This window comes from Pedobacter sp. PLR (assembly GCF_026239675.1).
Lineage (GTDB): Bacteria > Bacteroidota > Bacteroidia > Sphingobacteriales > Sphingobacteriaceae > Pedobacter.
Genome location: NZ_JAPIVQ010000003.1, coordinates 653291 through 680079, shown reverse-complemented (window position 1 = coordinate 680079; position 26789 = coordinate 653291). Strand labels below are relative to the sequence as shown.

The 26789-nt window shown below is 41.7% G+C and carries 20 protein-coding genes; 5 read left to right on the top strand and 15 right to left on the bottom strand.

The features are described from left to right. Position 1 precedes the first annotated feature (1 nt). Positions 2–1012 (top strand): AraC family transcriptional regulator, encoded by a 1011-nt coding sequence (locus OQX61_RS10085; protein ID WP_265841530.1) that lies wholly within the window; start codon positions 2–4, stop codon positions 1010–1012. Between the two features lie 39 nt (positions 1013–1051). Here OQX61_RS10085 and OQX61_RS10080 read toward each other — a convergent pair whose 3' ends face one another. Both OQX61_RS10080 and OQX61_RS10075 read right to left on the bottom strand, forming a co-directional pair. Beyond that, positions 1052–1498 (bottom strand): hypothetical protein, encoded by a 447-nt coding sequence (locus tag OQX61_RS10080; RefSeq protein ID WP_265841529.1) that lies wholly within the window; start codon positions 1496–1498, stop codon positions 1052–1054. A gap of 102 nt (positions 1499–1600) precedes the next feature. Then, positions 1601–1840, bottom strand: a complete 240-nt coding sequence (locus tag OQX61_RS10075; protein WP_265841528.1) for a hypothetical protein — start codon at positions 1838–1840, stop codon at positions 1601–1603. A gap of 142 nt (positions 1841–1982) precedes the next feature. On the opposite strand from OQX61_RS10075, the gene OQX61_RS10070 reads away from it, so the two are divergent. Further along, a complete protein-coding gene (locus tag OQX61_RS10070; RefSeq protein ID WP_265841527.1) occupies positions 1983–3026 on the top strand; it encodes a hypothetical protein in 1044 nt (347 codons plus the stop codon). 85 nt (positions 3027–3111) lie between these two features. Here OQX61_RS10070 and OQX61_RS10065 read toward each other — a convergent pair whose 3' ends face one another. The 3 genes from OQX61_RS10065 to OQX61_RS10055 all read right to left on the bottom strand — a co-directional run bounded on the left by OQX61_RS10065 (position 3112) and on the right by OQX61_RS10055 (position 8517). Beyond that, complete coding sequence (locus OQX61_RS10065; protein ID WP_265841526.1) at positions 3112–5322, bottom strand: family 20 glycosylhydrolase; 2211 nt, start codon at positions 5320–5322, stop codon at positions 3112–3114. A 188-nt stretch (positions 5323–5510) separates the two neighbouring features. Beyond that, positions 5511–7646: an ATP-binding protein gene (locus OQX61_RS10060; RefSeq protein WP_265841525.1), complete on the bottom strand. Its 2136-nt coding sequence runs from the start codon at positions 7644–7646 to the stop codon at positions 5511–5513. A 136-nt stretch (positions 7647–7782) separates the two neighbouring features. Continuing rightward, positions 7783–8517, bottom strand: coding sequence for a hypothetical protein (locus OQX61_RS10055; RefSeq protein ID WP_265841524.1), 735 nt, complete (start codon positions 8515–8517; stop codon positions 7783–7785). A gap of 100 nt (positions 8518–8617) precedes the next feature. Here OQX61_RS10055 and OQX61_RS10050 point away from each other — a divergent pair, with 100 nt between their 5' ends. Continuing rightward, positions 8618–9106 (top strand): GNAT family N-acetyltransferase, encoded by a 489-nt coding sequence (locus OQX61_RS10050; protein ID WP_265841523.1) that lies wholly within the window; start codon positions 8618–8620, stop codon positions 9104–9106. Beyond that, positions 9106–9585, top strand: a complete 480-nt coding sequence (locus OQX61_RS10045) for a MarR family transcriptional regulator (RefSeq protein WP_265841522.1) — start codon at positions 9106–9108, stop codon at positions 9583–9585. Before OQX61_RS10050 ends, OQX61_RS10045 begins: the two co-directional genes overlap by 1 nt. A gap of 8 nt (positions 9586–9593) precedes the next feature. Here the strand turns inward: OQX61_RS10045 and OQX61_RS10040 are convergent, their stop codons facing one another. The 10 genes from OQX61_RS10040 to OQX61_RS09995 all read right to left on the bottom strand — a co-directional run bounded on the left by OQX61_RS10040 (position 9594) and on the right by OQX61_RS09995 (position 25181). Further along, positions 9594–10775 carry an NRAMP family divalent metal transporter gene (locus OQX61_RS10040; protein WP_265841521.1) on the bottom strand — a complete coding sequence of 394 codons (1182 nt, stop codon included), beginning with the start codon at positions 10773–10775 and terminating at the stop codon, positions 9594–9596. Further along, complete coding sequence (locus OQX61_RS10035) at positions 10772–11569, bottom strand: 5-oxoprolinase subunit PxpA (RefSeq protein WP_265841520.1); 798 nt, start codon at positions 11567–11569, stop codon at positions 10772–10774. The genes OQX61_RS10040 and OQX61_RS10035 overlap by 4 nt, the downstream gene beginning before the upstream one ends. Continuing rightward, positions 11562–12527: a biotin-dependent carboxyltransferase family protein gene (locus OQX61_RS10030; RefSeq protein WP_265841519.1), complete on the bottom strand. Its 966-nt coding sequence runs from the start codon at positions 12525–12527 to the stop codon at positions 11562–11564. Before OQX61_RS10030 ends, OQX61_RS10035 begins: the two co-directional genes overlap by 8 nt. Beyond that, entirely contained in the window at positions 12517–13221 is a 705-nt protein-coding gene (gene pxpB, locus OQX61_RS10025; RefSeq protein ID WP_265841518.1) for a 5-oxoprolinase subunit PxpB, read from the bottom strand. Before pxpB ends, OQX61_RS10030 begins: the two co-directional genes overlap by 11 nt. A gap of 14 nt (positions 13222–13235) precedes the next feature. Continuing rightward, complete coding sequence (gene pepE / locus OQX61_RS10020; protein ID WP_265841517.1) at positions 13236–13937, bottom strand: dipeptidase PepE; 702 nt, start codon at positions 13935–13937, stop codon at positions 13236–13238. A gap of 93 nt (positions 13938–14030) precedes the next feature. After that, positions 14031–17696 (bottom strand): phosphoribosylformylglycinamidine synthase, encoded by a 3666-nt coding sequence (gene purL / locus OQX61_RS10015; protein ID WP_265841644.1) that lies wholly within the window; start codon positions 17694–17696, stop codon positions 14031–14033. A 494-nt stretch (positions 17697–18190) separates the two neighbouring features. Then, positions 18191–19684 (bottom strand): RagB/SusD family nutrient uptake outer membrane protein, encoded by a 1494-nt coding sequence (locus OQX61_RS10010; RefSeq protein WP_265841516.1) that lies wholly within the window; start codon positions 19682–19684, stop codon positions 18191–18193. 12 nt (positions 19685–19696) lie between these two features. Next, a complete protein-coding gene (locus tag OQX61_RS10005) occupies positions 19697–23143 on the bottom strand; it encodes a TonB-dependent receptor (protein WP_265841515.1) in 3447 nt (1148 codons plus the stop codon). Between the two features lie 211 nt (positions 23144–23354). Then, the gene (locus tag OQX61_RS10000) at positions 23355–24506 is read right to left on the bottom strand and encodes a FecR domain-containing protein (protein ID WP_265841514.1); all 1152 of its coding nucleotides are present in this window, start codon (positions 24504–24506) and stop codon (positions 23355–23357) included. A 78-nt stretch (positions 24507–24584) separates the two neighbouring features. Then, the gene (locus tag OQX61_RS09995) at positions 24585–25181 is read right to left on the bottom strand and encodes a sigma-70 family RNA polymerase sigma factor (protein ID WP_265841513.1); all 597 of its coding nucleotides are present in this window, start codon (positions 25179–25181) and stop codon (positions 24585–24587) included. Positions 25182–25512: 331 nt separating this feature from the next. Here OQX61_RS09995 and OQX61_RS09990 point away from each other — a divergent pair, with 331 nt between their 5' ends. Next, positions 25513–26784, top strand: a complete 1272-nt coding sequence (locus OQX61_RS09990) for an MFS transporter (RefSeq protein WP_265841511.1) — start codon at positions 25513–25515, stop codon at positions 26782–26784. The last annotated feature ends 5 nt before the right edge of the window (positions 26785–26789 follow it).

Below are 26789 nucleotides of genomic sequence, written 5' to 3'. Positions count from 1 at the left end.
TATGGATCAGGAAAGAATAGAGTTTTGTTATCATTATACCCTTGGCCCGGAATGGCAGCATCAAATCGTAGACGGTATCGGTGCAACGCTAAAAGACAATAAGATTTTAACAATGCCGGAAAACATTGCTGATGGAGGTTCCATTTTTCTGGAAGTTACTCCAGGATTGTCAGTATTATTACTAGATATGACTTTTAAAGTCCCCGTAGCCATCACCAGAGTCCCTACCGACCAGAATTATTACATGGTTTATTTTGACATCGGCGATGAGATAACCACGCATATTATTGGAAACACCGTTCATAAAGCCGGATACCATGCTAAATTAGGGATGGGATTTATGGATTGTAGTATGAAAGGAGTGATCATGCCTCCGGTAGGTCAGCGCTCCTATAGCTTAAGGTTATTCATTGAAAAAGGGCATATGAAAGAGCTGGCAGCATCAACCAGAGACCTGGAAACGAACAACCTACTTTTTGATGAGTCCAAAAACACCCTGCTCTTCTACAGCCATATCGACAGCAGAAGCAAAATATTGCTGAGCCAGTTGAAGGAAAATGATTTTATCAGTCCTTCCTTTGAATTGAAGCTAAAAAGCACCGCATTATACCTCTTAGGTTACCTCGTAGAGCGTGCCAGCAGGTTTGAACCCATTATCAACAAACTATCTCATCAGGATATAGAGCGTGTATTTCAAACTTCCGGATACCTGATGGCGAATTTACAGGCAGAGTTCCCTGGCTTGCAAAAAATGGCAGATATGGCGGACATGTCTGTTTCAAAGTATAAAGGACTTTTCAAAAAGATACTAAAAGATAGTCCAAACCAGTTTTTCCTGAATGAGAAACTGTTACTGGCACAACAGTTTTTACAAAGCGGTAACTTTAACAATGTACAGGAAGTAGCTTACGAGCTGGGTTATAGCAGCCCGAATTATTTTGCAAAGGTGTATAAAAACATGTTCGATACCCTACCCGGCGACGTTTTGATAAAACAGAACAGCAGTCTGTAATGAGCAGCTGCTGTCTGTCATTTTGTAAAAAGTAATTGTTTACTTTTGCATACTGAACACCAGGTAACCTTTGTTTCTGGTATGCACAACTACACTCCCTCCCTTTAATTCGTATTTTTCTCCAATGGCTAGAAAATCCGCTACGTTAAGATCGTTCTCTCCGGGAACACCCTTGGAAGTGGAAACTTTTCCATCTGTCAGTCGCCCATCAGCGCTCACCTTATAGCTTCCTGTCATTTGTAGAAACTCAGGCTTACCAGATACATTGGCCGTCTTTTTATCCTGATCAAAGGTCAGACTTAAACTGCTGAGCGGGTACTTTACGCTTACAGAATCTTTACCCTCAGCATTAGATTGCATCATTTCAATCAACCGGTATTTTCCGGTTGGCAGTACATTTTCTTCCGGTTCTTGTACTTTATCTTTTTTACAGGCAATAAATGCAGTTGCGATCACTAATAGTACAGCTAAAAATTTGTTGTTCATCTTGTTATTTTTATGGTTAATTATTGTTATTTCTACTTTGAATATGGAGGGCTTGCACCTGATGAGGAAGGAATACCTTAATCGTTTATGAAAAGGAATATACTAATCGTCGATGCCCAGGTAGCGTGCAATTAGCTTCTGATCTCTTTCCGGTTTGCTGGCAATGGATAAGGAACTGCTTTCTCCAATACAAACCACACGTTTACCTTTTTTGTCCTTCACAATTGCGAAAAACCCTGCACTTTCCACTTCATTGTCTTTACCCGCCACCTCAGCGTGAATCAGATCTGATGGAAATAAGATAGGGCTTCCTTTTACGATGATATATTTTCTTAATGACATCTTTCCTGGTGTTGTTTTACACTACAAAAGTATGGACCAGTCATTTCCGGGAATGGAACGATCAGACATAAAACTCTTAAAATAAGACCGAAAACACTAAATTGAGCGTTAATACGAATTGATTGAGCCTAAAGACAAGCTGATGGAACCTAATGACGTAAAAATATCAAGGAAGAAACCGATTTTCCCGGTCTCTCCTGGCTTACAGAAATACCTGAGAAGCTACCAGCGGGAGTCCAGACTTCCGATCAGTTACAGTGATTTAATGATGTTCGATGAATCCTACCCCATCATGGATAAATATGGACGGGATTCTTTATGGGAAGGACCTATTTACTCTTCCGATCGAATTGAAAGTCTTCATAATGGCTTAAAGGTAATTTATGCGAATTTAAAAGCATCGGGTAACCTGCGCATTGTACAACATAAATACATTGATAAGATTGAATACTGCACCTTTGGTAACACCCACCCTTTCCGTGTCCGGATTGTAAACCGCTTAAATGATGTTTACGATTATTTCTATGTTAAAATGGCAGATGCCTCCCGTATTTACGGGCTGGAATTAGAAGAGATTTTCTCCCCAAATCAGGTAAATTACCTGGTGGACAGGGAAACACTGATTGAAGAACATATTGCCGGAATCCCTGGCGATGTCTTTGCAAAAACCTATTTACACAACCCGGAATACAACCAGACCCGTATCGCTAAGGAATTCGTGAAATTTAATGAGCGGTGTTTGGTGACCTTACTGGGAGATATGAGGGCCTATAATTTTGTAGTACAGATTACACCAGACTTTGACGACATACAATTTAGAATCAGGGCCATAGATTTTGACCAGCAGTTTTACGAAGGAAATTTAAAGGTATACCAACCACAGTTTTTCAAGGAGAACTACCCCTTTGTGAAATTGTGCACGGAACAGTTGACCGATAAAACATTTCTGCAATATCAGCAGGAAGAGAAGTCGTCGATACTACATCGCGTGCGTTCAGAGCGCCACCGTCTGGCTGATTTAAGAGATGTATCAAATGAAGATGAATTGACAACCATTGAAAACATCAATATGTTAAAACTAAGCATGGCTGCTCATTTTGCAGATCAACATTATCTGGAGTGTGAAACCATGACCGATATCATTGAATTGAATGTAAAGAACATCATCCGACAGGTAAAATTATAAGCAAAAATGCCCGGCAGTAAAATTACTGCCGGGCATTTTTCATTTGTAATCAACATTAAATGTCAATCATTAACATCGCTCCACATTAAATCTTTTTGATCATGACTACACCATTAGTGCTGTCATTCACATCCCCACGAACCTTTGCTTTTATAGTAAATACAGCACCGGTTTCATAGTTATCGATTTTGAAACTATACTTGTTATTACTTGCGTCACTTCCGCTAAAGCCTTCATGTTTATCTTCAGCCACCTTAACGCCGTTTTTAAACACTTCAATTGATTGAATATCCAGACGGGAATCTCCGCCGGTATACCAAAAATGAAGCGCATAAGCACCATTGCCATTGATTTTTCCGGAGCTGTTCATTTCCAGAATACCGAAATCTTTACCCTGAACATTCTGAGAATTCCATTCTGCAACCAGGTCACCATATTTTTTAAACTTTTCATGTTTACCAGGGAAGTAAAATGGTAAAGAGAACTGACTTCTGTTTAACACAGTAATCGCGTAAAAATTGCTCAATTCCGGTACGGTAACCGCTGTTGTATAAACCGGCGAATACACATTTGGAATAGTGCCATCAGTGGTATAACGTATCTCAGCACCATCTACCAGATTTTCCAGTTTAACCACATAACCATTCGCACCTTTCTCATTACTGATCAATTTTGGTACTGGCATACGGTAACCGATTCCGGCAGCATCATAACGGCTGTATTGGCTGCGCATTCTATTTTCAAAACCTGTCCAGTTTTGTCTGGCTACCGGCGTCCATAATACCTCTGCCAAAGCAGACATCCTAGGGAAAGTCAGGTAGTCAAAATATTGCTCTGAACGGTTCTCATTAAGAATTGGAATCTCCTGAAGTATTGTTCCATGAATAAACTGATCTGACCATAATGTTGCCGATGCTCCTAAGATCAATGGACGGTATTTCTCATCCATACCTTCCAGCATTGGATTCAACTGGTAAACTTTCTCTAAAGAGATTGGAGGCAGCCAGCCGGCTGCTTTAATTTCTCCGGGAATAGCACTTTCTGCCACATCGAAGTACAAATATCCTGTCAACGACATTACCGAATAGTGTCCGGCTTCCGAAGCTTTAAACGCTTTCTTAGGCTCATGCCAGATCATACCAACGGCTTTATCTTCTAAACCATCTTCAATAATCTCATCCCATCCTACAATGGTTTTTCCATATTTAGTGGCTATTTTCTGAACGCGGCGGTTGAAATGAAGGCGCAATTGCTCTTCCGTTTTCAAACCTAGTTCTGTTTTTTTCTTTTGACATGCCGGACAAGCTTTCCAACGCGTATAAACCGCTTCATCACCACCAATATGCAGGTATTTTGAAGGGAAGATCGCTACGGTCTCTTTAATGATGTCATCAATAAAATCATAAGTAGTTTCTTTACCCGCACATAAAATCTCTTTACTGATAGAATGTTGTGTCGGAACCTCATACTGGTCACCAGTACAACATAAATAAGGATAAGCCACAATCGCAGCTTGTGCATGAGCAGGTAATTCCAGCTCAGCAATAATATCTACATTCCTTGTAGTAGCATAAGCCACAATTTCCTTCAGGTCTTCCTGTGTATAATAACCACCTTTTCTATCTGGTCCGACACCGCTGAAACCACCAATAGAAGTCAGCTTTGGATATTTCTTAATTTCTATTCTCCAGCCCGAATCATCGGTCAGGTGAAAATGCAGCGCATTCATTTTGTACATGGCCATCATATCAATGAACCTCAATACATATTCCCTGGAGAAGAAATAACGGGCAACATCCAACATCATCCCTCTCCATGGGTACAAGGGTGCATCAGTAATGGCAACACCTTTAATCTCCCATTTCAGGCCTTTCTGACGCTCTTTATTGTAAACCTCCGGAGGTAACATCTGAAGCAGCGTTTGTATGCCATAAAACACCCCTGCACTTGTATTTCCTTTAATGCTGATCAGGTCTTTATTAACGTTTAGCTTATAGCTTTCTTTATTTGAAGAACCGGAATCTCCGGTGCTCAAAGCAATCCCGCTGACCGGACGGTCAGACTCCACTAAAACGAAGTCGTATCCTGTAGCCGGCGACAATGCCGCAACCAGCAGTTCTGCCTGTTGTTTCAGTCCTTTAGCGTAAGAAATCTTTGTTTGTGGTTTAATCAGAAATGGACTACCACCTTCAACCATCTTTTGAGGGAGTGGAACGATGTTAAACTGGGCGAACACCGGTGAGGTGGCCAACAGTAATACTGCGAGTAAAAAGCGCGCCTGGCATTTAATTTTCATAACAATATTTGGTTTGTTTAGGATCAGGACACACCGCATCCCTGGAATGTCCTGATACAATTGTAAGAAAATATTAACCAAAAAAACCTGTTAAAAAACTACGGGAAGGCACACAATCGTTTGCATTAAGCATTGCAAACGATTGCGTAATTTACAAAGAGAGGCCACCTTGGCAGCCCGTTTTCTTATTATTTAAGGTAATCCAATATTTTCTCCATCAATTCGGACTCTGTAAAAGGCTTCACGATATAATCATTCAAGCCGGCAGAAAGGTACCGTTCGTGCGAATCGCTGGTAATTTGTCCGGTGATCGCAATGACAGGTAACTGAGATTTCTGTTCATCCTCCAATGCACGAATTCTCTTCGTCAACTCAATTCCATCCATTTCAGGCATCTGAATGTCTGTCAGCACCATATCATACCTGTTAGATTCCAGGAAGTTCAGGGCCTCTTGTCCGTTGTGTGCCGTATCAAAGCTAATTCCGATCTTCTTAAAGATCATTTTGATCACCAGCAAATTCATATCAGAATCATCAACCACCAATAAATGGAGTTTTTTAAACCGGTCGCTATTGATTACGGCAGGCTTTTGTCCGTCCATTTCTTCACTATCTTTTTCGGCGATAGCGTAAGGGATTTCCAGTGTAAAAGTCGAGCCTTTCCCCAGGGTACTCTCTACAGAGATTTTTCCTTTATGCATTTCCACGAGTTTCTTGCTAATCGCCAACCCAAGTCCGGAGCCCTTTTGCCAGTCGCTACGGTTAGAATTGATCACTTGTGAAAACTCATTGAAAATCAAAGGCAGGTTTTCCGCAGAAATACCGATACCGGTATCCTTTACTTTAATGAGCAAAGTAATCTGTTTTTCGTCTGCTTTTTTAATGCTCAGGGAAATACTCACTTCCCCCTTATCTGTAAATTTTATCGCATTTGCGATCAGGTTCATCACCATCTGTTTCAGTCGGTAAGGATCACCATCCAGCAATAAATCCGGAGAATCGTCCATCACCAACGCTAAGGTCAGGTCTTTTTCATCTGCAAGAATTCTTGCAGTAGCAGCGATATCCGATAAAATCTTTTTATAACGGAAAGGTGTTTTTGCGAGGGACAGCTTTCCGGTTTCCAATCTTGAAAAGTCCAGCACCTCATTTACAGCCGATAATAACATGGAAGAAGAATTGTCCAGGAGCTTAGACATCTGCTGCTGGTCTTCATTTAAAGGAGTAGATTTTAATTGCTCAGACACCCCTATGATCGCGTTCAGCGGTGTTCTCATCTCATGACTGATACTCGTAAAGAACCTGGACTTGATCACTACCTGCTCTGCTGCCAGTTGATTGGCCCTTAAAGTCTTATCATAAGCCCTGTAAAGCTTCCACATCAACAGAATGATGGAAAGGTAAGAAAGTACGCTGATCCAAAAGTTGATCTGTCTGGATCTTCCTATTGCGTCCAGAGAGCTATTGGCCCTGCTTTTTAAAATAACTTTTTTCAGTTCTGCTTTGATCCCTTCTTTGTTTCTAAACTCCTGGAATAAGCGTTTAATATTTTGAAAAATGTTTTCATTTAACTTCAGAATCTCTTCTTCCTTTTTAGTTAAAACTTTGCGGTTATTCTTCAGGTCATCCAGAAGATTGACATAGAAGTTTTCAATATTTTGTAGTTGTTTTTTATTGTAAGCCTCTACATCTGAAGCCGTTTGTTCATAGGAAACCTCTGTTTTCAATCGCCTGATAGAATCCTTTGGCGCTGCTTTATTTACAATGGCATTCTTCAGCCTTCTAAATAGTTTCTGTTTAGGTACAGCTGGTGCTGCAACAGATTCCTCCACTTGCGTGACTTTCTTCAGTACTGCTGCCGGATAGATCTTGAGTGTTGGTTTATTTCCGGTGATTTTTAACAACTCCAACCCTACATTGATGTTATTCAGAGAGTCTGTGAGTTTCTTTAGCTCACCATATAAAGCCATCTGCCCTCTTTTATTCTTCAGATCCCCCTCAATATCCCCGGAAATATCGCTGTTATCAGCTACCGTAAGGTCTTTTAGCAAACTGGAAATCAAGACAATATCTTTTGTATATTTTCTATAATAAGTGGTATCCCATAAGGTGGTATACATTCTGAAATTATTTTCAGCAGTTTGTAAACCCAAAGTGATGGTATCCAGCTTAGAAATCCTTAAGCTGTTATCTTCTAACTCATTAAGACTGGAAACAAGGGTAGATTGCTGACCCCGCTGAACGACTGAATTTCGAAATAGAAAACCAATAAATAAGATAATGACTGCGGAAATGAGAAGGAAAGAGCGTTGTTTGTTTTTCATTGATAAAAAAAGATCAATATAAATTGCTGTCGGTTAGCCGATTTCATTTATTAAGTTCAAAGTTAAACATAATTTATAACAACGTTAAAACAACCGAATAATTATAGCCGGTAGCTATTAGCAGGTAACAACTTGTTTACTTTTGCCCGCTGCAAAGCATAAAACCAAGAATAGGCTGACACTTTTCAGCACAGGATTCATAAAAGCCACCTTCTACCCGATGCCCGGATGCCGTTTCTTTTCCCCAGAAAAACTCAGCAATACTTAAAGGTTTCAAACCATGTGTAGCGGCATAATCCAGCAATTTTGGTGCGCAACAATCTCCTGTACCAACAGGAATCCCCTTTTTCAATTGAAAAGCCTGCTCCAGGGTACGTTTTCCTCCGTTAAAATTATGGAAGGTATAAAGTGCATTGAGTTTTGCCAGAATCCCATGGGAGACTACCCTCCTTTCTGCCAGCTTCAAATACCATGCTTTCGACTCTTTTGGAAGCATATCGATTAAATCTGTTAAAGGGTGAATGTCCAGGTTTCCGCGTTCTACGGTGGCTACAAAAGCATGCTCATCTACCAATGGCGGTACCCAACCAGCAACATTCCAAACGCCGTTGTGGCGGGAAGAAAACGCACGAAGGATTACCTCTTTCCCATGCTCATCTTCACAAACCAGAATCCCAAACATACGTCCCCTCATCTTTGTATATAAAATATCGGTAGATAAACGGGGATCAGCGGCTTCCGGCGGCACATCAAAATCTATTCTTTTGTGCGTAGAAAGTTGAGCCATCAGGGCATGACAATGAGGGATAGCAAGCGCAGAAGGCAATTCGTGGATTTCTTCACAATCATTGCAATAACCAAAACAGGACATATAATTTGACAAGGATACAAAGATAAGTAAAAATATAATAATCGATTTGGATATATGTAGTCAACTACGTAGTTTTGAACCGTACAATAAAAAGAAACAGATGGAAGTACAGATAGTGCAAATAAAAAATGAATCTGCGGCAGCAATAATTGACCTGGTCTTACCGATTCAGCAAATAGAATTTAACGTAGCCATTACGTTAAGCGACCAACCGGATTTATTAGACATAGACAATATTTATTATAAAAACGGTGGTGCCTTCTGGGGCGCAAAAGCAGAAGACAAATTACTGGGCACGATTGCCATGATTAAATTCAGCGACAATGCCGTTGCACTCCGGAAGATGTTTGTAAAAAAAGAATTCAGAGGAAAAGAGTTTGGTATTGCCCAACACTTACTGGAAAACCTGATGATACATTGTAAAAACAACGGAATTGATCATCTTTACCTTGGAACAGTTCCAGTGCTACAGGCTGCGCTTCGTTTTTATGAACGAAATGGCTTCCGGAAAATGGAAAAAACAGACCTGCCCGCACAATTCCCTTTGATGGGTGGAGATTCCGTATTTTATCAGTTATCCCTAAAATAATGAGCGTCATTGACGAACTTGGTATCCTGGCCCTTTCTACACGCTTACAGCGCTTGAGTGAACAACTCCGGAAAGACGGTGCCCTACTCTACAATACCTATGAAATTGATTTCGAACCGAAATGGTTTCCGGTGATTTATACGCTTCATCACAAGCAGCCACTGGGCGTAGTAGAATTGGCCACGGAAATCGGTTATACCCACCCCTCTACCATCAGTTTGCTGAAAGAACTGGAAAAGCAAAAGCTGATCCGCTCCAAAAAAGACAAGAAAGATGAACGGAAAAGGCTGATCCAGCTGACCGCTAAAGGAGAAGAATTGATTCTCAAAATGCAACCGGTATGGCAGTTGATGACCCAAATCTTAACCGACATCACCGACACAGAAAACAACCTGCTGAAAGCCATGACGGAAACCGAAGAGAAATTGAAGCAATTGAGTTTTATACAAAGGGCATTGCAAAAAGGGGCTGCTGTTTAAAAAAACAGCTACCCGCTAATCATATCAAAAAGAACCTTTACACTCATCACACCTACAATCAGCACCACCAATCCCCCAAAAATACTGAGCCAAACCGGGTGCTTATAATCGCCTACAATCTCTTTTTTATAAGCAGCGAAAAGAATGGTTGCCAGGGTAACCGGTAAAATAAATCCGTTCAACACGCCTGCAAGGATTAGCAGTTTAACCGGTTTCCCAATCAACACAAAGATAATTGTTGAAATCAAAATGAAACCAATAATCACCAGGCGTTCCTTTTCCCTGATTTTAGCACTAAAAGATTTGATAAAAGAAACCGAAGTGTAGGCTGAGCCGATCACAGAAGTTACCGCAGCAGAGAACATCACCAATCCGAATAAACGGTAACCCAAATCTCCTGCAGCCAATTGAAAAACTGAAGCCGTTGGATTCGATGCATCTATAGCCAGGCCCTTACTGATGACACCTAAGGAGGCCAAAAACAGAAATACACGGATCAGTGAAGCCACTGAAATCCCCATCACTGCACTCGTATTTACCGAAGGTAATGCCGCTTTTCCTGTAACTCCTGCATCCAGCAAACGGTGCCCTCCGGCGAAAGTAATATACCCACCTACGGTACCACCAACCAAGGTTACAATGCTAACAAAATCTACATTTAAGGGCACAATAGTTCGCAATGCGGCTTCTCCTATTGGAGGCGCCGAAGTTATTGCAATATAAATGATTGCCATAATCATCACAAAGCCCATCACCTGCGCAAACCGATCCATCGCCTTCCCTGCTTCTCTAACCAAAAAAATAGCCACTGCCAGCGCTGCAGAAATGATCGATCCCTTAATCACAGAAATCCCTAATAAAGCTTGTAGTCCAAGGCCAGCGCCCGCTATATTTCCAATATTAAAGGCCAGTCCGCCCAGAACAATTAGAAAAGAGATAAAACCGCCTAATCCCGGCAAGAGCATATTTGCAATATCCTGCGCTCTTTTACCGGATACAGCAATTACCCGCCATATATTGAGTTGCACCCCGATATCTATAATGATAGAAAGCAAGATCACGAAGCCAAAACTTGCGCCCAGCGACTGTGTAAAAAAGGTAGTCTGGGTTAAAAAACCCGGCCCAACAGCAGAGGTTGCCATTAAGAATGCAGCCCCAATCAGGACACTTCGATTTTTTATAAATTTCATTTGTCTGCTACATTAGTATCCTTAGCTAAATCAGCTAAGCCAAGGCGCATTCCTTCCCCTTTCAATGCCACATGAAGCTGTCCGGCAAAGGCGACCGCAGTTTTCCCATCCCCATGAATACAGACTGTATCAGCCTGAATTTTCAGCAGTGTTCCCTGTGCGGAAAGCACAGTCCCCTCTTTAATCATCTGTACCACCCGGGCAACGGCCAACATCGGATCTGTGATCAAAGCATTCAGTTCATTCCTCGGCGTCAAGGTACCATCATGCTGATAAGTACGGTCGGAAAACACTTCATTGGCTACAGACAAACCTATTTTTTCTCCGGCAAGGATCAATTCAGAACCCGATAAGCCATATAAAACCAAAGCCGGATCGATCCTGTAAATTGCAGTTGCGATGGCTTCAGCAAGCGCTTTATCCTTTGCCGCCATATTATATAAGGCTCCATGCGGCTTTACATGCCGCATCGTTCCACCTTCAGTTTTCACAAAAGCAGCCAGAGCACCTACCTGATAAACCACCATATCGTAAGCCTCTTCCGCCGAAATAGCCATTATTCTTCTTCCAAAGCCTTGTAAATCAGGCAACCCTGGATGCGCACCAATGGCCAAACCGTGACTGATTGCTAATTTGACGGTCTTTTTCATCACTGATGGGTCTCCTGCATGAAAACCACAAGCGATGTTAACGGCAGAAACGAAAGGCATAATTGCGGCATCATTCCCAATATCAAAGGCGCCAAAACCTTCCCCCATATCGCAATTCAGGTCTACAGTAAAGGATTTAGTCATGATTTATATATTTGAAAGTTAAACTTTGTTTAAGTTGATTCATTTCCTGCTCCCTCGCAATTAAAAGCGCTTGCGCTTGCTTCAGGGTAAGGAGTTCAAATTGGATTGCATCTCCGGAACGGAGTTGTGCCAATTTCCCAAGGTCCGTACTCAGTACCTGTAAAATCCGCGGATAGCCCCCCGTGGTCTGATGATCGGCCATTAAGACGATCGGACTCCCTTTCGAAGTCACCTGTACTGTTCCAAAGGCTACTGCCGAAGACAGCATTTCTTGAGCTGTTTTCAATTGCAGCACCGGACCTTCCAGGCGGTAACCCATCCGATCGGCGGCTTTACTGATGATAAATTGACGGGTAAATAAGTCGGCAATACTTTTTTCCTGAAACAATTCAAACTCAGGACCCTTCATTACCCGAATCGTATGCTCATGAACCGGTGCATAGAAATCCGGACTTAATGACCAGTTCATTCGCTCAGGTAAATGAACTACATCCGACTTAAAAGCAATCCGGTCCCCCTTTTTTAAGGCTCGCCCCTCAAAACCACCAAAACCTGCACGCAGGTATGTGGAAGAACTACCCAACACGGGAGCCAGGTCAAAACCTCCCTGAACCATTAAATACGTACGACAACCCCTAATGGCTTGTCCGAAAGAAAGCACTGCCCCCTTAGCTACAGCCACAGGACGCCATAACGGAACAGGAAGCCCGTCAATTTCCGCCGATAAATCAGCACCGGTAACAGCAATCAGGGCATCGCTTTCAAAAAGAACCTGAGGGCCGGTTAAAGTACATTCCAATCCGGCTTCGCCCGCTTTATTCCCCAGTAATAAGTTGCCTGATCTTAACGCATCCTGGTCCATCGCACCGCTTACGGAAACCCCGTCTTTGCGGTATCCGATTCTGCCGGGGTCTTGTATGGTAGTCAGCATTCCTGCTTTAAGTATCTTAATTCCCATTTTCCCTCCTTATTTTCATAAATTCTATTTCGGAAATGGCAACAAACCGTACCCGATCCCCTGCTTTTAGCAGCGCCGGCACCTTACGGTTCAGGTCGAATAATGACACCGGACTTTGGCCGATGATCTGCCAGCCCCCGGGTGTCTCTATAGGGTAAATCCCGGTTTGCTGCCCTGCAATCCCTACAGCCCCTGCAGCAATTTTTGCGCGTGGCTGTTCTTTTCTGGGCGCAGCAATTTTTTCATTCATGCCGCCCAGGTATGGAAAACCTGGTGCAAACCCAATCATATAAACCAGGTATGTTGCGGCAGTATGCATGGCAATGACCTCTGAACTGCTCAGCTGGTTATGAGCCGCTACAAACTCCAGGTCAGGGCCACGATCTCCGCCATAAACTACCGGAATTTCAATAACTGCTGCAGGAGGAATTGGCGGATCGTCCATTAATTGGATCAACATTTCCTCCAATAAATCGTGTATCTCCGGATAACTGATAACCCAGGGTTGATAATAGATGGTTACAGAAGTAAAAGCAGGAGTATATTCTATGAATCCTTCGAATGAAAATTCATCAAGATAAGCAGCAACTGCCCTCACCTGCTGATGAATCGCTTCGCTGATCTGATCCCGAAACTGAATCACGATGGCTGAATCACCGAGTGGATAAAAAGTATAAGAATTTGTTTTTTTCATAACCAGTCCAGTGATCAGAATTTCAACTGCGAGCCTGATTCCAACTCATAAGGCTCCATTCCGGCAAGAAATATCCTGGAACTTTTACTGCCTTCGGTAGTCACTAGGGAATCTTTTACACGTACCCAGCTGCCTTCCCTCAATCCGACAACAGGCGTATCGTTAAATACATGAAATTCTTTGATTCTCGTTTCTCTGGTCTCTCCGTTATGCGTACTTGCAGGATCAGGATCCAGGTAATGGGCGTTGATATTAAAAGGTACTAAGCCCATCGTAGTAAAATCCGGAGGATAGACAATCGGCATATCGTTGGTGTTTTTCATATTGAGACCACCGATATTACTACCTGCGCTGGTTCCCAGATAAGGAATCCCGCTTTCTACCTTTTGCTTCAATACTTCCATCAGGTTTGAATTGTGCAGCTGTTGTACCAGTAAAAAGGTATTGCCACCACCTGTAAAAAAACCTTCGGCTTCGGCTATCGCGGTTTCAGGATTAGAATAACGATGCAATCCGCACACCTTAATCCCTATGGTTGCAAAAGTTTCCCTTACCTTTTCGGTATAGTCATCATGACTGATGCCTCCGGGACGGGCGAAAGGAATAAATACAATTTCGGAAACACCGGCAAAAAAGCCAGAAAGTTCCGGCAACAGGTAATCAAGGTATTCTTCTCCATATAAGGTAGAGGTACTGGCGAGCAGGACATTCTTCATAATGATCTTTTTTAAGCATTGCTAAAGTAACGATCAGGTTCCTTATAAACGAAAAATCGCCTCCCGATTTGATTCAGGAGGCGATTATTTATATTATTTAGATTTGCTTTCCAGCCATGCTCTGGCGTTTACAAAAGCTTCCATCCATGGAGATACTTCGTCTTTACGTCCTTTCGGATAATTAGCCCAATGCCATTGGAACAACGAACGTTCAATATGTGGCATCATTACTAAGTGTCTTCCTGATTTGTCACACATCATTGCAGTGTTGTAATCAGAACCGTTTGGATTAGCAGGATAGCTTTCATAAGCATATTTCGCTACGATACCATACTGATCTTCTGCATACGGCAATTGGAACTTACCTTCACCATGTGAAACCCAAACCCCTAATGTACTTCCGGCAAGGCTGGATAACATAACAGAGTTGTTTTCCTGTATCGTTAATGAAGTAAAGATACTCTCATGTTTATGACTGTCATTGTGCAGCATTTTAGGTTTCTCTTCATGATCTTTATTGATCAATCCCAATTCCACAAACAACTGACAACCGTTACAGATACCTACTGAAAGCGTATCCTCACGTTTAAAGAAGTTTTCTAAAGCTACTCTTGCTTTCTCATTGTATAAGAATGCACCAGCCCAACCTTTAGCAGAACCCAATACGTCTGAGTTAGAGAAACCTCCAACAGCACCGATAAACTGGATATCTTCTAAAGTCTCACGACCGGAGATTAAATCTGTCATGTGTACATCTTTCACGTCGAAACCTGCAAGGTACATGGCATTCGCCAATTCACGCTCAGAGTTACTTCCTTTTTCTCTCAATACCGCAGCTTTTGGTCTTGGTTTTGAAGCATCAAAAGAAGTTTTTTTACCATCAAACTGTAATGGGAAAGAATAGTTTAATACATGGTTTTTGTAGTTGTCAAAACGTTCCTTTGCTTTAACCGGACCAGCTTGTTTCTGATCTAATAAGTAAGAAGTTTTGAACCATACATCACGTAGGTGATCAATATCAAAGCTATGGCTGCTTGTTGCATTCTTAACCGTTAATACCGGCTCAGATTTCACGATACCAATTTTATGGTAAGCAACACCAGCTTCTGCTAATAATCCTTCTACAGATGGATCAGCCTGGAATACGATACCAATATTTTCTGCGAACAACACTTTAATCAGGTCATCATTACTCAATTCAGAAAGATCGATGGCTGCACCAAGGTCTCTGTCTGCAAAGCAAAGTTCCAATAACGTAGTGATTAAACCACCGCTACCGATATCGTGACCTGCCTGGATTTTACCAGTTTTAATTAATTGTTGAACGGTATTGAATGAGTTTTTAAACTGAGCAGCATCTGTTACATCCGGAGTTTCATGACCAATTTTGTTCATGATCTGCGCGAAAGAAGATCCACCTAATTTATAAGTATCATTTGAAAGGTTGATGTAATAGATAGAACCACCGTTTTTCTGAAGAACAGGCTCTACTACTGCGGTAATGTCATCACAATGACCACCGGCAGAAATGATCACCGTTCCCGGAGCGATTACTTCTCCATCAGGGTATTTCTGTTTCATCGATAAGGAATCCTTACCTGTAGGAATGTTAACCCCTAGTTCAATGGCAAATTCCGAACATGCTTTAACCGCTTCATATAAACGGGCATCTTCACCTTCGTTTTTACAAGCCCACATCCAGTTGGCAGAAAGCGAAACGCTGTCTAATCCATCTTTTAACGGTGCCCAAACGATGTTGGAAAGAGACTCAGCAATAGCGTTACGGCTACCCGCTGCAGGATCAATCAAAGCAGAGATTGGTGCGTGACCAATTGAAGTCGCGATACCATCTTTTCCCTGATAATCCAGCGCCATTACACCACAGTTGTTTAATGGCAATTGTAATGGACCAGCACATTGTTGTTTGGCAACTTTACCACCTACACAACGGTCAACTTTATTTGTTAACCAGTCTTTAGACGCTACAGCTTCCAATTGTAATACCTGCTCAAGGTAGGTATCTAATTTATTGATATCATAAGTAACAGGTTCGTATTTCCTGTCGATAGTTTTATCTTCCATCACCACCTTTGGCGAGCTGCCAAACATGTCTTTCAATTCCAGATCCATTGGTTTTAAGCCAGTAGCTTTAGAAGCGAAAGTAAAACGGTGATCACCGGTCACTTCACCAACGGTATACATTGGGCTACGTTCACGGTCTGCAATTTTATGTAAAATATCGATGCTGTCTGCGCCGATAACCAATCCCATACGTTCCTGAGACTCGTTTCCGATGATTTCTTTAGCTGAAAGCGTAGGATCTCCAACCGGAAGTTTATCCAGGTCGATCAATCCACCAGTTTCTTCTACTAATTCAGAAAGACAGTTTAAGTGACCACCAGCTCCATGATCATGAATAGAAACGATTGCGTTAACATCGCTTTCTACCATACCACGAACGGTATTAGCCGCTCTTTTCTGCATTTCCGGGTTAGAACGTTGGATGGCATTCAGCTCGATGCTCGAACCTAATGCGCCGGTATCTGCGGAAGATACCGCAGCACCACCCATACCAATACGGTAGTTCTCACCACCAAGGATCACAATTTTGTCTCCTGTAGCTGGTTTATGTTTTAAGGCCTGATCTGCTTTACCGTAGCCTACGCCACCTGCAAGCATGATCACTTTATCGAAACCTAATCTTCTACCTTCTTCTTCATGCTCGAAAGTAAGCACAGAACCGGTGATTAGCGGTTGTCCGAATTTATTACCAAAATCTGAAGCACCGTTAGAGGCTTTGATCAGGATATCCATTGGCGTTTGGTACAACCATTTTCTTTCGTCAACACCAGCTTCCCATGGGCGGTTTTCTTCTAATCTCGACAAGGCAGTCATATATACTGCAGTACCTGCAAGAGGCAATGAACCTTGTCCGCCTGCCAGTCTGTCTCTGATTTCACCACCTGCACCAGTAGCTGCACCATTAAAAGGCTCAACTGTAGTCGGGAAGTTATGCGTTTCCGCTTTAATTGAAATTACAGATTCAAAATCTTTTACCTGGTAATAATCAGGCACATCTGCTCTTTTCGGAGCGAATTGCTGTACTACCGGACCTTTTACGAAGGCAACGTTATCTTTATAAGCAGAAACAATTCCGTTAGGATGTGCTTCTGAGGTATGACGAATCATTTTGAATAGAGAATAGGGTTTTTCTTCTCCGTCGATTACAAATCTTCCGTTGAAGATTTTATGGCGACAGTGCTCAGAGTTTACCTGAGAGAAACCAAATACTTCTGAATCGGTTAACTTACGACCAAGGTTTTCAGCTAACTGGTTTAGGTAATTTACTTCTTCGTCGCTCAATGACAATCCTTCCTGCTTGTTATAAGCAGCGATGTCAGAGATTTCCAGGATTGATTCTGGCTGAACGTTAGTGGTAAATACATCCTGACCTAGTCCTTCATATTTTTGAAACAACATGTGATCAAAATCCGAAGCGTCAGCAGTTACCGTTTCAAACTCCTCGATACGAACGATACCATGAAGGTCCATATTTTGGGTTATCTCTACCGCATTCGTGCTCCATGGAGTCACCATTGCTGCCCTTGGGCCTACAAAGAAACCACTTAAGGAAGTTTCGGTTTTAACTTTTGCGCCTCCAAACAGCCAACTTAATTTTGAAATATCAGCTGGTGTAAGGCTCCGGTTTACTTGCAAGACATAAATCTTGGCAGATGGGGTTTCGAAGAAAGAGATCATATTCATAAAGTCCTGCAAAGATACTTTAAAAAGTAATAATGATGCAATTGAAAAAGACTAAAATAACAACAATCATTGGTTAAAAACAGGTAAATTGCCTCAGATATGACCCTGATCTGATCTTTTTCGCGGTATCGATGGCTTGCCTGTTTATCCTGTTGTCTGGTTAATCTCTGTTTTTATATCCTGGCACCTAAACAAAAAAAAATGCATTTTTGGCTAGAATACGAGGACAAAATCCCTTCAGCCTCTTGCTAAATTGTCTTCGTATTGCGGTCTTATCTTCCCTGGCCTTAACGGGGTGTTGGCCCTTGGTTGGCGGGGCCTTGACGGGGCCAGATGCACTTACAATCACGCGGCAGAAAAGCATCAACTACAGCATAACAACACAGACCTCCCGAACTCATCAGCACAATATCCCGAAAACATGGCGACATAAAAAAGGCTGCCTTCTCTTTGCAGAGGGCAGCCTTTTTTAAAAAATATAGGGTTAACTATGGATTTTGTCCGGCAGGACCGATTGCTTTATTGGCATCGATTTCTGCCTGAGGAATAGACCATTGCCATTCATTTCCACCAGCAGGAACGGTTAACACACCACTAATTGCGAGTGTTGCATTTCCACCGGTTCTGTCTACTGGTAAATTCAGACGTTTCAGGTCGAAGAAACCAAATCCTTCTCCCCAAAGCTCCACTCTTCTTTGAATAAGGATTTCATTCAATAGCGCAGCACCTGTATTTGTAGACAATACATAAGAAGCATCACGGTTTTTAGCCAAAGTAAACAAAGCATTTTGTGCATTGATATTTTCTCCGGCATTGCCTTCTACTGCTAAATGCGCTTTTGCTTCCGCTTCGATCAGGTACATTTCTGCTACCCTCATATTCACCACATCTCCGATACTTGTAGTTCCGGCATTGGTAAATTTACGTTGCATATAAGTAGATCTGATTCCTTGAGCAGGGATCGGGAAAGCTGTATTTGTTCCTGTTGGATCCCAAAGGCCTTTACGTACATCTGTTGCGGCAATTTTAGTATATAATGCCGAATTGATACGTTTCGGATTACTTCTGTTTGCAGTGGAAGCATAAGTTCCCATGTAAGCAAAGAAAGAATAGAAAAAAGTAGTCTGATCTTCTTGTTGTGCGCTACCCCACATCCACTCCGAATTGCTCAGGCTGTTAAAGCCTTTCAGGTAATCAGCATTGCTCATTAAGGTATATCCCGGTCTGGCTTCTGCTGCATTTTGAGCAGCAACCGCCCATAAACCTTGCGTTAAGGCCACTCTGGCTTTCAAGCCTTTAGCCACACTAAGATCCAGGTGTGATTTGGCAGTTCTTGCTGTTGCGCCGGTCAATAGTAAAATTGAAGCATCAAGATCTGCATTAATCTGCTTGTATACCTCTTCTACAGAGGATCTCGGTAAACCGGCATCTAGAATAGAACTGATTTTGATTGGTATTCCTGCTTGCGTATTGGCAGCTCCTTTGTCATAACGTTTTCCAAAAGTCTGTACCAGCACAAAATGTGCCCAGGCACGATAAGCTAAAGCTTCACCTTTGATCAGTTTTTTAGTTGCCTCTGTTCCATCAGCTGCATCGATACCATCAATGATCATATTGGCATTCTCTATGATCCTGTAATAGAAGGTATAGAAGTAGTTATTAGTACCATTGGTTGCATTTTTATGCGACACCCATTTATAAACGTTATGGGCAGTTGTGCTGACTGAATTAACCAGGTCGTTCCCCATATAATCAACATTCAGATTCACCGAACCCTGTCCACCTTCTTCCTGTCTGGAATATTGAATATACAGTGATCTGTGGATCCCGTTTAGGGCAGACATCGCATTTGCAGTGGTGATAAAAACCGCTTTGGTATCAACCAGGTTTGTTGGTTGAACATCTAAATATTCTTTTTTACAGGAGCCAAAGGACAAAATGAGCACGCCCAATGGTAAATATAGTTTGTGTAGATTTTTCATATTTGTCTTATTTTAAAATGTTGCACTTAATCCTAAACTCAGTACTCTCGACGGCGTGTAAACATTAGAGTTTGTACCGTTAAAGTTCTGTCTTGGGTCAAATCCTTTACGTTTAGACCAAAGAACAAGGTTCTCACCAGAAGCAAATACATTAAGATTGCTTAATCCAACACGTTTAATAAATGTTGGTGGCACTGCATAACTTAAGTTTACTGAACGCAGATCCAGGTAAGAAGCATCGATCAGGAAGCGTGTTGAAGTCGCATTACTTAATGCAGATCTACCAACATCCAATCTTGGGGTACTAGAATTATCTCCAACTTGTTGCCAGCTTTTCATAGCATCCACATGTAAGGAACCTCCGTAAGAACTGTAAGACATCAGTCCCTGATAGTTAGCGTCGAATGATTTTCCACCTACACCATAGTTCATTTGTACGGAAAGTGACCATCTTTTATAACGGAAGGTATTGGTGAAACTACCATCAAAATCGGGCAATGAAGTTCCTGAATAAGCAAATAATGCGTTATTGGTATTGGTCGTATAATCCTGACCGTTAACCGTTCTAAGATCCGCTGGAGCAAGAGGACTTAAAGGATTGATCAGGTATAAACTAGAACCATCACCTGGATCTACACCCGCCCATTGACGTAACCAGAATTGATAACGGGAAACACCTTCAGCCAATTGTTTTGTACCATCAATAAATGTTGGCACATTGTCTGGCATTTTGTTGATCTTATTACGGATCATCGTCCAGTTTACATTCAGTGCCCAGTTAAAATCCTGAGTTTTCACCAGATCTCCACCAAGTTGAATCTCAATACCTTTATTGCTCATCTTTCCGATATTCTGGGAAATAGTACTGTCGTATGTTGCTCCATTTCCGATACCGATACCGCTAGACAGCGCCAGGGGCACTCTAAACAATAAATCTGTAGAACGTCTGTCGAACACTTCAAATGAACCGCGTAATCTGTTTCCGAAAAAGCCAAATTCAACCGCTGCATCAACCTGTGTGTTGGTTTCCCAGGTCAAGCCAGGATCTGCAACGTTAGCCAGTAGGATACCTGGTTCAGCACCATTATTATAACCCAATCTATAGAAGTTTCCTGATGGATATAAAGAATCCAATCCGTCATTACCTAATGAACCGTAAGAAGACCTTACTTTTAAATAAGACAACCAACTTACATCTTTCAGGAAGTCTTCCTGACTGGCAAGCCAGGCGCCGCCGATGGCATAAAAATTACCCCATCTATTTCCAGGAAGCCATTTAGAAGAACCATCCGTTCTAAAGGAACCTGATAAAATATATTTCGAATCATAATCGTAATTCAATCTGGCAAAAAAGGCCTCTTTTTTATAAGTATCAGTAAAAGAACTCAGGTCTGTGGTAGTGGCAAAATTAATCAGTTCGGTGTTACCATCCAGAATCTGACCGTTTCTTGCCCCTGTTAAATACTTGTAGCTATAACTATAGTTGTTATGACCCAATAAGACACCAAAATTATGGTTATCAATTTTTTTAGTATAGTTCAATAACTGCTCAATCGTATAAGAAGTCGTGGTGCTGGAAGTATTTCTTGCTCTGCCATTCGGCGCACCATCACCCACAATTTTATTCTGGTAATCATTGAAGAAATAATTGTTTACATCTACCCCAAGGTTAGTCGTGAACTTAAAATCTTTCAGAAAGGTGATTTCTCCATAAGTCCTTGCACCCAATACATTTCTTTTGATTTGTGTAGTATTCAGCAAAGTTTCCTGTAGAATATGACGACCCGGGAGTGCTCCTGAAGGTCTGTTAGGAATACCTAAGGTAGCTTGTAAACCACCGGTATCATAAATCTTCTGACCTTTAGCATCTAAAATAAAGTCTCCTGTTGTAGGATCATGCGCATACACCGGGTAAATTGGTCCGATACTTCTGGAGAAGTTAAAAGGGTTTACAATACTGCCGGAAGTCTCTGCATCAGCCTGATTAGACTTGATGATATTACCGGAAATGTTCAATCCTGTTTTAAACCAGGTTAATGGCTTAGAGTTCACATTGATTCTACCACTGATTCTGTTATAATCAGAACGGATAATATATCCTTTCTCATTCAGGTAACCCAGGGAAACATAGTAATCAGATTTCTCAGAACCACCACTCACAGCCATGCTGTAATCTGATCTTATTCCATTTCTCTGCAAACCATCTAACCAATCCAGATCTCCTGGATATTTCAATTGTGCATTTGGGTTTAATAAACCATCTGTGCCTACAATTGTCTTATCAGGAACGTTAAAAGGGTTATTCGACAACAACGCTTTGATATCATTTGTAGCCATGGTATTGGCCGTAGCAAGAGGCAATCCTGTTCCGGTTGTCGGGTACACTAAACTGTTTCTGTAAGCCTGCCATGCTAAAGGATAATACTGATAAGCATCTACGGTTTCATATTCAGGAATACCTCTGGAGGTCATTCCCTGCAATGCTCTGAAAGTCAGCTGTTCTTTATTTGCTCTACCTTTTTTAGTGGTGATCAGGATCACACCATTTGCAGCACTGGAACCATAAAGGGCCGATGATGCAGCATCTTTCAGGACACTGATACTTTCGATATCTTCCGGATTAATACTTCCGATGTTTCCATCATACTGGATACCGTCCACTACATATAATGGATCATTAGAAGCATTGATGGATCCAAAACCACGCAAACGGATGGAAGGGCCAGCACCTGGCTGTCCTGTTCCGGCATTTACCTGGATACCCGGTGCAGCTCCTGCTAATGCGGTCAACACATTGGTTACCGGTCTTTCGGCCAGATCTCCCGCATTTATACTGGCAACAGCGCCTGTAAAAGCAGATTTCTTTGAAGTTCCATAAGCTACATTGATGACTACATCATTCAATGCTTTTGCATCTTCATCCAGTTTAATATCGCCAAGATTTTCAATTGCTTTCACTTCTTTTGAAACATAACCCAGGTAAGAAACTACCAAAATGGCTCCTCTGTCTACATTTTTAAGCACAAAACTTCCTGTAGCATCAGTACCTGCGCCTTTAGCACCGGATTTAAGTTTCACAGAAGCACCTCCCAAAGGAAGTCCTTTTTCATCCACTACGCGGCCATGCACATCAATTGCGACAATGGCAGCTGCTGGTTCAGTTTCAGCTTTCTTTCTGATCACCACGATATTGTTATTCACAGCATAGGTCAGATCCTGATTGGCAAAACAAATGCGAAGCACTTCTTCCAGCGTAGAGCCTTTCACATTGATGTCAATAGGCTTTGCAGTACGGATCAGTTTGGTATTACCCAGAAAGTCATAACCGGATTGTGTTCTTATTTTATTAATAATTTTTTCGAGAGAGGCGTTTTTCTCAGACAAGGTAATGCGCTGAGCATATCCACTGGCACTTACATGAAGTATCCCTATAGACATTAAAATGATAATCAGCTTCATAATTCTTATGAATTGAATAGGTATATACGCCGACGGCTTACCCCTAAAAAGATGGTAAATAATCATATATTTGATTGTTTGGGTTTAATTGATTGAGTTGTTTTTCGCAATAAGATGGGTTGTCCCGAACAAAAAGATAATTAATTATCGGAGCCGTTTGTGTTGGTAGCACAACGGCTTTTTTGTGGGATCCCTATGATGTTAAGTAGCATTATTTCATCACAATGATCCTCCTTCCTTCGATCCTAAAATGAACTTGTTCTGTTTGTTCAATCGCATCCAATATCGCGGAGACATTTTTACTGCGGGAAACTACGCCGAGCAGAGAAACCTCTGAAGGATTAACTTCGTACACAATTTCTACGTCATACCATCTGGCTACTTTTCGTAATATACTTTGGAGGTCTTCATCATTAAAGACAAAGTTTCCGTTTTTCCAGTCCAGCACATCATCCATATTTACGTTTACTACCTGAATATCCTTTCCGGTAACGGTACTTTGCTGCCCTGGTTTAAGCAGTATTCCGTTTGCTGACCCGGATCCTGAAGAAACTTTCACCATTCCTTCCATCAGACTTGTCCGTATCCCGGGCTCATCTTTATAAGCATTGACATTAAAATGTGTTCCTAAAACTTCTACTTCTTGTCCGGAGCTCTTTACTTTGAAAGGATGCGCTGTATCTTTAGCTACTTCAAAATAAGCCTCCCCTGCTAATTCCACCGTCCTGTCCCTGTTTATAAAGGACACCGGATAAGTAAGCCTTGATGCTGCATTTAACCAGACTTTTGTACCATCCGGCAAGAAGACCTGATACTGTCCACCTTTCGGGGTTTCAATGCTATTCATTGCCGTTAAAGCGCCTTTGGAATTCCCTTCCTGGTCAGCTATTTTATAAATGATATGCCCTTCCGAATTTTTGCTGATTTCTATGCCCGATTCTTCGGCTAAAGTCCCTATTCCGGCGTCTGTTAAAGTAATCTTTTTGCCATCTGCCAGGGTTAAATAAGCTTTATTTCCACCAGGAGGAATATCGTTTTTCGCGAACTTAGTTGCTGTATCATTTTTGGTTTTCCCGGCATCCTGTTTAAAATAAAGGAGGATGCCAACGGAGAAGCTGATGAATAAAATAGCCGCAGTGGAAATTCTTGTCCACAAACGGAAGGTATCCCTGTTGAAATTTAAACTGGTTTTTAGATTCTGCCAGACCTGAGTCCTCGCTTTGACCAGTTCTTCTTCAGCGATTTCATGATCTGATGGAATATCCTGTGCATACCAGGTTTCCAGCAATGCCAATTCTTCCGCATTACAGGTGCCGTTATGGTATTTGTGAAGTAAATCATTCAGATCAGCTTTTTTTTGCATAAGTTCTAAAAAGCCTTTTCTGAGCTTCCTAAACTATAGACCTTTAATACAGGGGGGATGGGGGTAATTTTTTTTTGATTATTTATCAAAAAAATGGGAATAGGAAAAAACTATCACTAAATAGATCAGTAAACCGAATTTAACTCTCAAAATTTTAAGTGCATTTTTCACATGACTGCGCACAGATTGCTCAGTGATGTCCATCTTTTCAGCGATTTCTTTATAGGTATAATTATGTTTTCTGCTGAGTTCGAATGCCACTTTCATTTTTGGTGGCAAAGACTGGACTTCTTTCTCGATGAGTTCGGCCAGCTGACGCTCCCTCACTCTGTGATCTGTAAGTCCTTCCCCAGGCAGGATCGTGACCACTTGTTTTGCAGCATAAGCGGTCACCACATTTTGATGGGCAATGATTTTTAATATTTTATTTCTGGTAGCAGTATAGAGGTAATTGGAAAGGTTTCTGTCGATAGTCATGACCTCTCTTTTTAACCATAAGTCTTCAAACAACTCATGAACGACATCTTTTGCCTGTTCCTGGTCACGAAAACGGTTGAATGCATGCTTGTACAATAACCCAAAAAAACGTTCATAGATCTCCGCAAAAGCCCGGTGATCTCCCAAATGGAGTCGTTCTGCCAGATCGCTATCTGAAAGGTCCTGGTAGGAGGTCATTGATGAATGGATAATAGGTTTAGTTTATACGCCAATATTAATTAATTATTAGCTGATTGTATTATATTTTTTACAAAAACATACAATATTGACTAATTATAAACTTGATAGGATTCTCATGCAAAGAGCTGTATGTTTTTTTTATGGTTTTGAATTTCACAACTAAATAGAGAATAATTAGTCAAATTATACCCGCTTTGACTAAAAGAAGACAGCAGAATTCATAGCTTAATCCTCCAATAAGCCAATCCTAAAAGCGAATATCTTTAGGAAAGGAAATATCTGGTTTTATTAAATTAGGTGGTACCTTTAGTTTTAAAAGAATACGAACATGAATCCGTCCTTACAACCCCTAAAAGATTCAACCAGAAAAATTTATATTACCGCCTGGTTTTTTGGCTTATTGTTTTATTTTCTCGACTATGTAATTCGCTCTGCACCAGCAGTCATGATTCCACAGCTATCAGAGACCTTCCAGGTAAACTCCATCGGTGTGGTCTCTATTATTGGAACCTATTACATCACTTACTCCACCATCAGCCTTGCAGCCGGGCTTGCACTGGATAAATTTGGTGCAAAATATTCTTTATTTGCGGGAGTACTTATTCTTGGGCTGGGCTGTCTACTTTTCATCATATCCAATCATTACGCAGGTACAACCGGACGATTGCTTCAAGGCGCTGGATGTGCATTCGCTTTTCCAGGCTGTGTTTATCTTGCCTCGAAAGGATTTTCGGCAAAATCGCTGGCCACCGCAATAGGTTTCACTCAATGCATTGGCATGCTCGGCGGCTCGGCTGGTCAGTTTATCGTTGGCCCATGGATAGCAGGCGGACTGGCCCCGAAGGTCTTCTGGATTGCCATCGGCCTGCTAACGATTGCTGTTGCATTTGTTTTGCTTTTCATCATTCCCAATTCAAATAATGAAACACCGAAATCAGCTAAAAAACACACATCGGTCAGCCTTTTGAATCCATACAAAGTCGTATTTTCAAATCCGCAATCGTGGTTATGCGGAATTATATCGGGATTTCTTTTTGCGCCGACAACTATTTTTGCAATGACCTGGGGTGTCGCAATTTTCCAGCAAGACAAGGCTTTTAGCTTTCATGAGGCTACCATAGCCAGTGCAATGATTCCAATGGGATGGGTGTTTGGATGTCCATTACTCGGTTACCTTACGGATAGAATCGGCAAACGTAAGCCTGTTCTAATCGGCGGGGCATCAGTGATGATTTTGGCCATCCTGCAAATACTTTTCTTTCCTGAGTTTTGCTCAACCTATGTAACCAATTTCATATTTGGTGTCGCATCTGGTGCTGCAATGATCCCCTATTCGGTTATTAAAGAATCTAATCCCGATGAAGTAAAAGGAAGCGCTACCGGAGCCATCAATTTTATCACCTTTGGCGTAACTACCTTACTAAGTCCAATCTTCTCTAAACTATTTGGAAAAGCAGTATCATTAGACATCGACAAGAATGCACATTTTAAATCTACTGGTCTTTTCTGGATCTCAGGGATCATATTAGCGATCATCTTAAGCATATTTCTGAAAGAAACCGGACAAGGGAAAAAAGGTCAGACCCTACCTGTAGGATAGATCTT

What these genes read in the sequence shown, in the direction of transcription:
- pxpB (WP_265841518.1), bottom strand. Translation starts at nt 13,221, where the DNA reads ATGAAAAAAACAAATTCTTATACTTTTTATCCACTCGGTGATTCAGCC.
- OQX61_RS10085 (WP_265841530.1), top strand. Translation starts at nt 2, where the DNA reads ATGGATCAGGAAAGAATAGAGTTTTGTTATCATTATACCCTTGGCCCG.
- OQX61_RS10030 (WP_265841519.1), bottom strand. Translation starts at nt 12,527, where the DNA reads ATGGGAATTAAGATACTTAAAGCAGGAATGCTGACTACCATACAAGAC.
- OQX61_RS10070 (WP_265841527.1), top strand. Translation starts at nt 1,983, where the DNA reads ATGGAACCTAATGACGTAAAAATATCAAGGAAGAAACCGATTTTCCCG.
- pepE (WP_265841517.1), bottom strand. Translation starts at nt 13,937, where the DNA reads ATGAAGAATGTCCTGCTCGCCAGTACCTCTACCTTATATGGAGAAGAA.
- OQX61_RS10060 (WP_265841525.1), bottom strand. Translation starts at nt 7,646, where the DNA reads ATGAAAAACAAACAACGCTCTTTCCTTCTCATTTCCGCAGTCATTATC.
- OQX61_RS10005 (WP_265841515.1), bottom strand. Translation starts at nt 23,143, where the DNA reads ATGAAGCTGATTATCATTTTAATGTCTATAGGGATACTTCATGTAAGT.
- OQX61_RS09995 (WP_265841513.1), bottom strand. Translation starts at nt 25,181, where the DNA reads ATGACCTCCTACCAGGACCTTTCAGATAGCGATCTGGCAGAACGACTC.
- OQX61_RS10040 (WP_265841521.1), bottom strand. Translation starts at nt 10,775, where the DNA reads ATGAAATTTATAAAAAATCGAAGTGTCCTGATTGGGGCTGCATTCTTA.
- OQX61_RS10050 (WP_265841523.1), top strand. Translation starts at nt 8,618, where the DNA reads ATGGAAGTACAGATAGTGCAAATAAAAAATGAATCTGCGGCAGCAATA.
- OQX61_RS09990 (WP_265841511.1), top strand. Translation starts at nt 25,513, where the DNA reads ATGAATCCGTCCTTACAACCCCTAAAAGATTCAACCAGAAAAATTTAT.
- purL (WP_265841644.1), bottom strand. Translation starts at nt 17,696, where the DNA reads ATGATCTCTTTCTTCGAAACCCCATCTGCCAAGATTTATGTCTTGCAA.
- OQX61_RS10065 (WP_265841526.1), bottom strand. Translation starts at nt 5,322, where the DNA reads ATGAAAATTAAATGCCAGGCGCGCTTTTTACTCGCAGTATTACTGTTG.
- OQX61_RS10055 (WP_265841524.1), bottom strand. Translation starts at nt 8,517, where the DNA reads ATGTCCTGTTTTGGTTATTGCAATGATTGTGAAGAAATCCACGAATTG.
- OQX61_RS10000 (WP_265841514.1), bottom strand. Translation starts at nt 24,506, where the DNA reads ATGCAAAAAAAAGCTGATCTGAATGATTTACTTCACAAATACCATAAC.
- OQX61_RS10045 (WP_265841522.1), top strand. Translation starts at nt 9,106, where the DNA reads ATGAGCGTCATTGACGAACTTGGTATCCTGGCCCTTTCTACACGCTTA.
- OQX61_RS10080 (WP_265841529.1), bottom strand. Translation starts at nt 1,498, where the DNA reads ATGAACAACAAATTTTTAGCTGTACTATTAGTGATCGCAACTGCATTT.
- OQX61_RS10010 (WP_265841516.1), bottom strand. Translation starts at nt 19,684, where the DNA reads ATGAAAAATCTACACAAACTATATTTACCATTGGGCGTGCTCATTTTG.
- OQX61_RS10035 (WP_265841520.1), bottom strand. Translation starts at nt 11,569, where the DNA reads ATGACTAAATCCTTTACTGTAGACCTGAATTGCGATATGGGGGAAGGT.
- OQX61_RS10075 (WP_265841528.1), bottom strand. Translation starts at nt 1,840, where the DNA reads ATGTCATTAAGAAAATATATCATCGTAAAAGGAAGCCCTATCTTATTT.